Consider the following 8,014-nt stretch of genomic DNA (forward strand, 5'->3'; position numbering starts at 1 on the left):
CCGAGATTTGCCGTCAGCGAAATAAACTCCGTACCATCAATAACAGCCCAAGCCTCACTTCGCCCACCTACTACCCGAAACGATAGTACGCCACTCGAACCAGACTGCTGTTGCTTGGCCAGCTCATAATAAGGGTGAGATTCAAGCCCGGCATAAAACACTGTCTCAACTTGAGGCTGCTGCTCCAACCATTTCGCTACCTGCAACGCATTTTCACTATGCGCTTTCATACGCAAATTCAGCGTTTCAAGCCCTTTCAAAAATACCCAAGCATTAAAAGGACTCATTGCTGGTCCAGCGGAACGCATGAAACCATGCACCTCCGACATCACCTGTTCACTACCGACAACCAGACCACCCAGACAACGACCTTGACCATCGATGTATTTCGTCGCCGAATGAATAACAACGTCCGCACCTAAAGCCAAGGGCTGCTGAAGCGCCGGCGTACAAAAACAATTATCCACAATGAAAAGGCAGTCCTGCTCGCGCTCTTGCTGATCGATAATTCCTCTCAAACGACGAAGATCCACCACCTCACACAATGGATTAGACGGGGTTTCCACAAAGACTAAACGCGTGTTCTCACGCAGCGCGGAACCCCAAGAATCGTAGTCACAGAGATCAACAAATTCGACGTCTACACCGAACTTCAAAAGAAACTTTTCGAGAAAAACAGTCGTCGTACCAAAGACACTTCTCGAACAGAGGATGTGATCGCCTTGTTTCAAGAGCGCAAAAAATGTCGACATAATGGCAGCCATACCAGACGCCGCTGCGACAGCTCGCTCTCCACCTTCCAAGGCAGCAATCCGAGCTTCCAACATGCTTACAGTTGGATTTGTGAAGCGGGCGTATACATTGCCCTCCAATTCACCAGAGAACCTCTGCGCCGCCTCCTCAGCGGAGTTAAAGACAAAACTAGAGGTAGGGAAAATTGCCTCACTATGCTCTAACTCGGGACTACGAATCTGTCCGGCGCGAATCGCCAGAGTTTCGATCGAAAGCCCGTCTAGATTTGAAACTGGAATAGAGGCATTAACTGTTTTGCTTTTTGGCATGAATAAATCTCAGAAAACTCGGACTAGTCGGCGTTGTGCAGACTCAACTGCTCTTCGCCTTCAAGTATACTCTCATCTTCGGTTTTACTCGCATCATTTCTGCTTCTTTCAAGTCGATCAAGATAGTCCGCGTCAATGTCTCCCGTCACGTAATGCCCGTCGAACACAGAACAATCAAATTGCTCGATTCCCGGATTACACTCTTTGACAGCATCAACCAAATCTTCGAGATCTTGATAAACCAGCCAGTCAGCGCCGATCAACTGAGCAATCTCGTCCTCTGTCCTTTCATGCGCAATCAGCTCATTGGCCGCGGGCATATCGATACCATAGACATTTGGATAACGAACAGCAGGCGCGGCCGACGCAAAATAAACACGTTTGGCACCAGCGTCACGAGCCATCTGGATAATTTCGTTACAAGTAGTGCCGCGAACAATCGAATCATCCACCAACATAACGTTCTTGCCTTGAAATTCCGGGCCGATGGGGTTGAGCTTCTGGCGAACTGATTTTTTGCGCTGACTTTGGCCTGGCATGATGAAGGTCCGCCCAATGTAGCGATTCTTAATAAAGCCTTCTCGATACTTCACGCCCAACTCATTCGCCATTTCCATCGCGCTTGTCCGACTCGTATCAGGGATAGGGATAACCACATCGATATCATGATCCGGACGCAGTGCGAGTACTTTTTTTGCGAGCGTCGTTCCCATTCGCAAACGCGCTTTATAAACCGAAATATCATCGATCATAGAGTCAGGGCGGGCAAAATATACATGCTCGAAAATACAAGGATTCAAACGAGGCGACTCAGCGCACTGCTGCGTATGAAGCTCCCCGCTGTTTTGTATATAAACGGCCTCTCCCGGCTCAATATCACGGACGATTTCAAAGCCAGCTGCATCTAGAGCAACACTTTCCGAGGCAACCATATACTCCGTGCCCTTCTCGGTCTCGCGTTTACCGAAACACGCGGGCCGAATGCCAAAAGGATCGCGAAAAGCCAAAACCCCATAACCGGTGATCATCGCGATCACGGCATATGCGCCCTTGACCCGCTTATGCACCTGTTTAACCGCTTCAAAAATCTCAATTTCTGTGGGGATTAACTTGCCCTGCTTTTGCAGCTCATGCGCCAAAACATTCAGCAGTACCTCAGAATCTGAGTTTGTATTGATATGCCGAAGATCCGACTTCAAAACACCATCACTAAGCTCAATGGTATTGGTGAGATTACCGTTATGAGCGAGCGTAATGCCGTAGGGTGAATTCACATAAAAAGGCTGTGCCTCGGCGGAGCTAGAAGAGCCTGCCGTCGGGTAACGAACATGACCAATACCTACATTTCCTTGCAATCGACGCATATGACGCGTACGAAATACATCTCGAACCAATCCATTGTCTTTACGAAGATAAAAGCGGTCGTCCTGACACGTAACGATTCCTGCTGCATCTTGTCCGCGATGTTGCAGAACAGTGAGCGCGTCAAACAAAACTTGGTTTACGTTGGATTTACCAACCATACCGACAATACCGCACATGAAGTTACTTCCTCACAATTTGGCGTTGGCTAAAGCCGACGAAAGATCGTACTCACCTGATGCAAAGACCGACCGAGACCAGTATTCAAGCACAGTGAGTTGTTCAATAACGAGCGAATCTGCCCACCAGTCTGCTCCCGACCACGGGGTGTAACGTACAACGGCAACAATAACAACACAAAGAACCAAGCCTCGGGCCATTCCAAAGCCGATCCCTAAAACACGGTCTAACGTTGTTAATCCGGTGATTTTGATCAAAAAGGACGCTAGACGCCCAAGTATCGCACCAAAGATCAATGTTGCTACAAACAACAGTGCGAATGCTGACAAAGAGAGCATCATCGAGTCCGCAATATAAGGAGCGAGTAAAACTTGTGCTTCCGGCTGAAAGGCTCGCGCAACAACGAAAGCAACCAGCCAAACAATCAGCGAAATCGCCTCTCTCGTAAAACCACGCAATACGCTCAGCAAGCTCGAAAACACAATGATTCCAAGCAGCGTCCAATCAGCCCAATTGAGCTCAGCCACACATCCCCCAAAGATTCTAACTGGGTTGCAGATTCGCGCGCATCATAACAAACGCGTTTCAGAAACCCTATACAAACTAAAGAAATTGACTATTTTTTTGTTTGATAACAGCGACTTAAGTTAACCAAACGGTCAATTTACGCTTCAAAAAATACCACAAGACTATCAACCTTGAATTCAGCATCCAGTTTTCGCTTGATTCTTAAGGCCTCTTTCTTCGTCACAAAGGGGCCAGCAAACACGCGAGTAGCACTGCCTGATTTAATAGGCTTCGTATGGCCGTCAATTCCGATCTTTCTTAATCTATCTCGCAAGGAATAAGCATTCTCTTGCTTTGAAAAAGTACCCAGCTGCACCATCCAGACATTGCTATATACTTTTGTATCAACAATCCGTGGCTTGCTATCCGCTTTGCTGGAAGCACTCTCAACGACATCGCTTCTTTTCTCAGAATCTATGATGTCTCTGGATGGAACCTGCGATACTTCAGGGGTTGCTGACGCCTCGTTCATGCCAGACTCAACGGCGACAAGTTTGGGTAAGCTAGATTCCGATTCCGAATCTCCCTCAGATTCCACCGCCCTTTTTTTGTAATCCGGTTTTGTTGGTCGTGAAATAACAACCGTTTCACGCATTGGCTTTGGCGGCACTTGCTCTACAACGGCATTGCCCTCTCTGTGCGGCTTATCAAACACCATAGGCAGAAAGATTACCGCAAGCGATAAAATGACAAATGCACCCACCAAACGTTGTTTTAGACTATCGACCGTTTCACTCATTCCACAAGAATCCTTTCTCCTAGAGACTCAAGAACATAAAAAGAACCAAACGCTAAAACCATCGCATCCTGGCTACAGCCAACGTCTGACGCTGCTGCAAACGCATCCGAAAGGTCATCGAAACTTCGCACCTGAGCACCAACAAAAGACAATTCATTTTCTATCGCTTCTACAGACATTGCCCTGCTGCCTTTTAGGGGTGCAATAAACCACTCACTTATGAATGGCGACATAATTCTAACAATCGCACGGATGTCCTTATCCTTCAAGCAAGAGAAAACAGCCCTTACCTTTCGACCTAGATGCTTATTGCTCAGATAATCGGCTAAAAACTGTGCCGCGGCCTCGTTATGAGCAACATCGAAAATAATGACCGGCTCCTCGCTAACCTGCTGCAAACGCCCAGGAACCTGAGTCTTAGAGATCGCTTTCGCACACCGGTCTAGCGTTTTGGGCGTAAGCTCTCCGCCTTCCTTAGCTTCCAACGCAATGATACACGCCTGCATAGCGAGACACAGATTATTCTTCGGTAAGCTACTTTGTTGACATGGATCTAGAAGGACAAGTTTGGAGCCGGTGAAAAACTCGAAGCGACAATCACCCTTGTGCGTAATACCAAAATCCTCCCCGTATATGGAGAGCGAATAACCAACGGCGATTAACTCATTCAAAATGGAATTCGGAAATGTTTCACCCACCAAACCCAGCTTTGAAGGCCGAAATATACCCGCCTTCTCTCGAGCGATCTCCTCAATGGTATTGCCCAGCCAATCCTGATGATCCAGACCAATGCTTGTGACGAGCGACAGATCACCGTCAAGCACGTTGACCGCATCTAGCCGGCCACCCAACCCGACCTCACAAATGATCGCGTCTAGCTCTCCAGCTCGAAAAGCATTGGAAAAAACCACAAAAGCCGCAAGCGTTGTGAACTCAAAGTAAGTAAGAGATATATCACCACGCGCGCGCTCGACGACATCAAAAGCATCGACAAGCGTTTGATCCCCGACCTCTTTTCCTTGAAGACAGATACGCTCGTTAAAACGATATAAATGAGGAGAAGTGTAGGTACCGATTCGTAAACCTACCGAAGAGAGGCCATTCTCGATCGCTTTCAGCGTACTCCCTTTGCCGTTCGTGCCACCAACCACAATACAATAAGGCATTGAATCAGTAAGCTGTAAACGGTCAAAGACAAGCCGCACACGTTCAAGACCGAGATCTATTTCTGTGGGATGTCGTTGCTCAAGATCATTTAACCATTCGCTGAGCGTCACGGAAGAATCTCTATTCCTCTTTCAAATCCGCTGCTTCGTCCGAAGAGTGAGAGTTAGCCTCTCTCTCCGGCGACTCAGCAAGGGACGTTGCAATCACTTGCTCTTTGATCAATAACTTAGAAAGCAGAGACACTATTTTGCTACGCATGGAGGCGCGGTGAACAATCATATCAATGGCACCGTGCTCAAGAAGAAATTCACTTCTCTGAAAACCTTCAGGCAATTTTTCTCGTACGGTCTGTTCAATAACCCGAGGCCCGGCAAAACCAATCAATGCATTAGGCTCTGCCATATTTACATCACCCAACATCGCAAGACTTGCTGACACACCACCAAAAACCGGATCGGTCATCACAGAAATGTATGGAAGTCGCGCTTCCTTGAGCTTTTCCAGCGCAGCAGAGGTCTTCGCCATCTGCATAAGTGAGATCAATGCTTCCTGCATACGTGCTCCGCCACTTGCACTGAAGCAAACTAGTGGACGACGTTCGCTCAGACAACAGTTCACGGCCTGAACAAACTTCTCTCCAACAACTGAGCCCATTGAGCCACCCATGAAGTTGAACTCAAACGCCACCATCACCAAATCAAACTCGGCTACGGAGCCTTTGAACACCAACAGCGCGTCTTTCTCTTCGGTCTCTTTTTGTGCTGCAGACAGGCGGTCTTTGTACTTCTTGGTATCTTTGAATTTAAGGCGATCATCAGGCGCCAAGTCCGCGCATAGCTCCTCGTAGCCTTCGTCCAGAAACAACTCTGCCCTGCGCCGCGCACTCACTCTAAGGTGATGCTGGCACTTAGGACATACATCGAGATTCTTCTTGAGCTCGGGGAGATAGAGTGCAGCGCTGCATTTGGGACATTTTTTCCAAACGCCTTCTGGAATGCTGCCACGAGTTTTCGCCTCGGAACGGATAGAACTTGGCTTTATTCGGTCGAGCCAACTACTCATTGCTAAGTTTCTCTAGTTTCAATTAGGCATCCATCGCCTGACGCATGGAAGATAACATAGATCCTAGCTTATCTTTTATAGCAGACAAGTCCTGTTGATTTTCTTTAATAATGTTCACCAAAACACTACCCACGATGACGCCATCCGACACTTTCGAAACAGCAGCAGCCGATTCTGGATCGCTAATACCAAAACCAACACCAACAGGAATGTCTGCAATGCTTCTAATATTCGCCACCCTTTCTGCTACATCGTCTGTGCTTAAGGCAGCAGAGCCGGTTACACCTTTAACCGAAACATAATACACGTAGCCACTACTATGCTCACAGATACTGCGTATCCGCTCATCTGTCGTAGTCGGAGCAATCAAGAAAACCAAATCAAGATTGCGCTCAACAACCATCGGAGCGAACCAATCTGCCTCTTCTGGCGGCAGATCCACCGTCAAAACGCCATCAACGCCCGCATCCGCAGCCGCATCTAGAAACTCCTCGATCCCCATCATTTCAAGCGGATTCAGATAGCCCATCAGCACGACCGGTGTATCTGCATCGGTCTTACGGAACGAGCGAACGATCTCAAGCAAATCACGCAAAGACGTGTTGTGCTCTAGCGCCCTCTCGCACGCAAGCTGGATGACCGGCCCATCAGCCATAGGGTCCGAGAAAGGAACGCCTAACTCAATAATGTCTGCACCGTTTTCAACAAGCGTATGCATTAAACTCTCGGTCCAATCTGGTCGAGGGTCACCGCCTGTTATGTAGGGTATTAGCGCTTTCTTGCCCGACGCTTTTAGTGCGTCCATTGTTGCTTTTATTCTGCTCATTCGATTACACCGTAATTCCGTCTATACCCGCGACTGTGTGAATATCTTTGTCGCCGCGACCACTCAAGTTCACTATCATAATTTGGTCAGACCGCATCGTAGCTGCCTTCTTAATCGCGTAAGCAATTGCATGGCTCGTCTCTAGAGCAGGCATAATCCCTTCGACCAAGGTCAGCCTTCTAAAAGCGTCCAGCGCTTCAGTGTCTGTCACAGACACATAATCCGCGCGTTTCATATCCTTTAACCATGAATGCTCCGGCCCAACACCGGGATAATCCAACCCCGCAGACACAGAATGCGTGCCTTGGATTTGGCCATTCTCATCGCTCATTAAGTAGGTACGGTTACCATGCAGAACACCGGGCTTACCTGCACATAAAGGCGCAGCATGCTCACCAGTTTCGATACCATGACCGCCGGCTTCGACACCGTACATCTCAACTCCCTCGTCACAGATAAAAGGGTAGAAAAGCCCGATAGCATTTGAGCCTCCGCCCACGCATGCGACCAGCGCATCTGGAAGACGACCTTCTTTCTCAAGACATTGCTGCCTAGCCTCTCGACCAATCACAGCCTGAAAGTCACGCACGAGCATTGGATAAGGATGAGGACCTGCCACCGTTCCAATGATATAAAAAGTGTTATCGACATTCGTCACCCAATCTCTCAACGCTTCGTTCATCGCATCTTTGAGGGTTCGGGTTCCGCTGGTCACACCTTCGACTTCCGCGCCCAACAGCTTCATTCGATACACATTCAACGCCTGGCGACGGACATCTTCCTCTCCCATGAAGACCTTACAATCGAGGTTCATCCGAGCCGCGACAGTTGCAGAAGCAACGCCATGCTGACCAGCTCCTGTTTCAGCAATAACACGGGGCTTACCGATATATTTTGCCAACAAGGCCTGCCCAATCGTGTTGTTTACTTTGTGCGCCCCGGTGTGATTAAGATCCTCTCGTTTGAGATAAATCCTCGCGCCACCAACCTCTTTCGTTAAACGTTCCGCAAAGTATAAAGGCGATGGCCGACCAACATAGTCAGCCAAAT

At 48.4% G+C, this 8,014-nt stretch carries 8 protein-coding genes; all 8 read right to left on the reverse strand.

Annotated elements, in window-relative coordinates:
- Positions 1 to 1,061, reverse strand: a 1,061-nt coding sequence (locus A3751_RS10775) for an O-succinylhomoserine sulfhydrylase (protein WP_068455631.1), incomplete at its 3' end; no start/stop codon positions are given.
- Between the two features lie 23 nt (positions 1,062 to 1,084).
- Positions 1,085 to 2,602: an amidophosphoribosyltransferase gene (purF, locus tag A3751_RS10780; protein ID WP_068455633.1), complete on the reverse strand. Its 1,518-nt coding sequence runs from the start codon at positions 2,600 to 2,602 to the stop codon at positions 1,085 to 1,087.
- Positions 2,603 to 2,614: 12 nt separating this feature from the next.
- Positions 2,615 to 3,130 (reverse strand): CvpA family protein, encoded by a 516-nt coding sequence (locus A3751_RS10785; protein WP_068455636.1) that lies wholly within the window; start codon positions 3,128 to 3,130, stop codon positions 2,615 to 2,617.
- Positions 3,131 to 3,267: 137 nt separating this feature from the next.
- Entirely contained in the window at positions 3,268 to 3,909 is a 642-nt protein-coding gene (locus tag A3751_RS10790; protein WP_068455639.1) for an SPOR domain-containing protein, read from the reverse strand.
- Complete coding sequence (locus tag A3751_RS10795) at positions 3,906 to 5,186, reverse strand: folylpolyglutamate synthase/dihydrofolate synthase family protein (RefSeq protein ID WP_068455642.1); 1,281 nt, start codon at positions 5,184 to 5,186, stop codon at positions 3,906 to 3,908. Before A3751_RS10795 ends, A3751_RS10790 begins: the two co-directional genes overlap by 4 nt.
- Before the next feature lie 10 nt (positions 5,187 to 5,196).
- Positions 5,197 to 6,138, reverse strand: a complete 942-nt coding sequence (gene accD / locus A3751_RS10800; protein WP_068455644.1) for an acetyl-CoA carboxylase, carboxyltransferase subunit beta — start codon at positions 6,136 to 6,138, stop codon at positions 5,197 to 5,199.
- A gap of 22 nt (positions 6,139 to 6,160) precedes the next feature.
- A complete protein-coding gene (trpA, locus tag A3751_RS10805; protein WP_068455647.1) occupies positions 6,161 to 6,964 on the reverse strand; it encodes a tryptophan synthase subunit alpha in 804 nt (267 codons plus the stop codon).
- Positions 6,965 to 6,968: 4 nt separating this feature from the next.
- Positions 6,969 to 8,014: tryptophan synthase subunit beta (trpB, locus tag A3751_RS10810; protein WP_068455650.1), on the reverse strand; the 1,046-nt coding region annotated here is incomplete at its 5' end.

The sequence above is a fragment of the Oleiphilus sp. HI0080 genome (genome assembly GCF_001635135.1).

Excerpts from the sequence above, each read along its gene's own strand:
- purF (WP_068455633.1), bottom strand. The coding sequence starts at position 2,602 with ATGTGCGGTATTGTCGGTATGGTTGGTAAATCCAACGTAAACCAAGTT.
- accD (WP_068455644.1), bottom strand. The coding sequence starts at position 6,138 with ATGAGTAGTTGGCTCGACCGAATAAAGCCAAGTTCTATCCGTTCCGAG.
- A3751_RS10790 (WP_068455639.1), bottom strand. The coding sequence starts at position 3,909 with ATGAGTGAAACGGTCGATAGTCTAAAACAACGTTTGGTGGGTGCATTT.
- trpA (WP_068455647.1), bottom strand. The coding sequence starts at position 6,964 with ATGAGCAGAATAAAAGCAACAATGGACGCACTAAAAGCGTCGGGCAAG.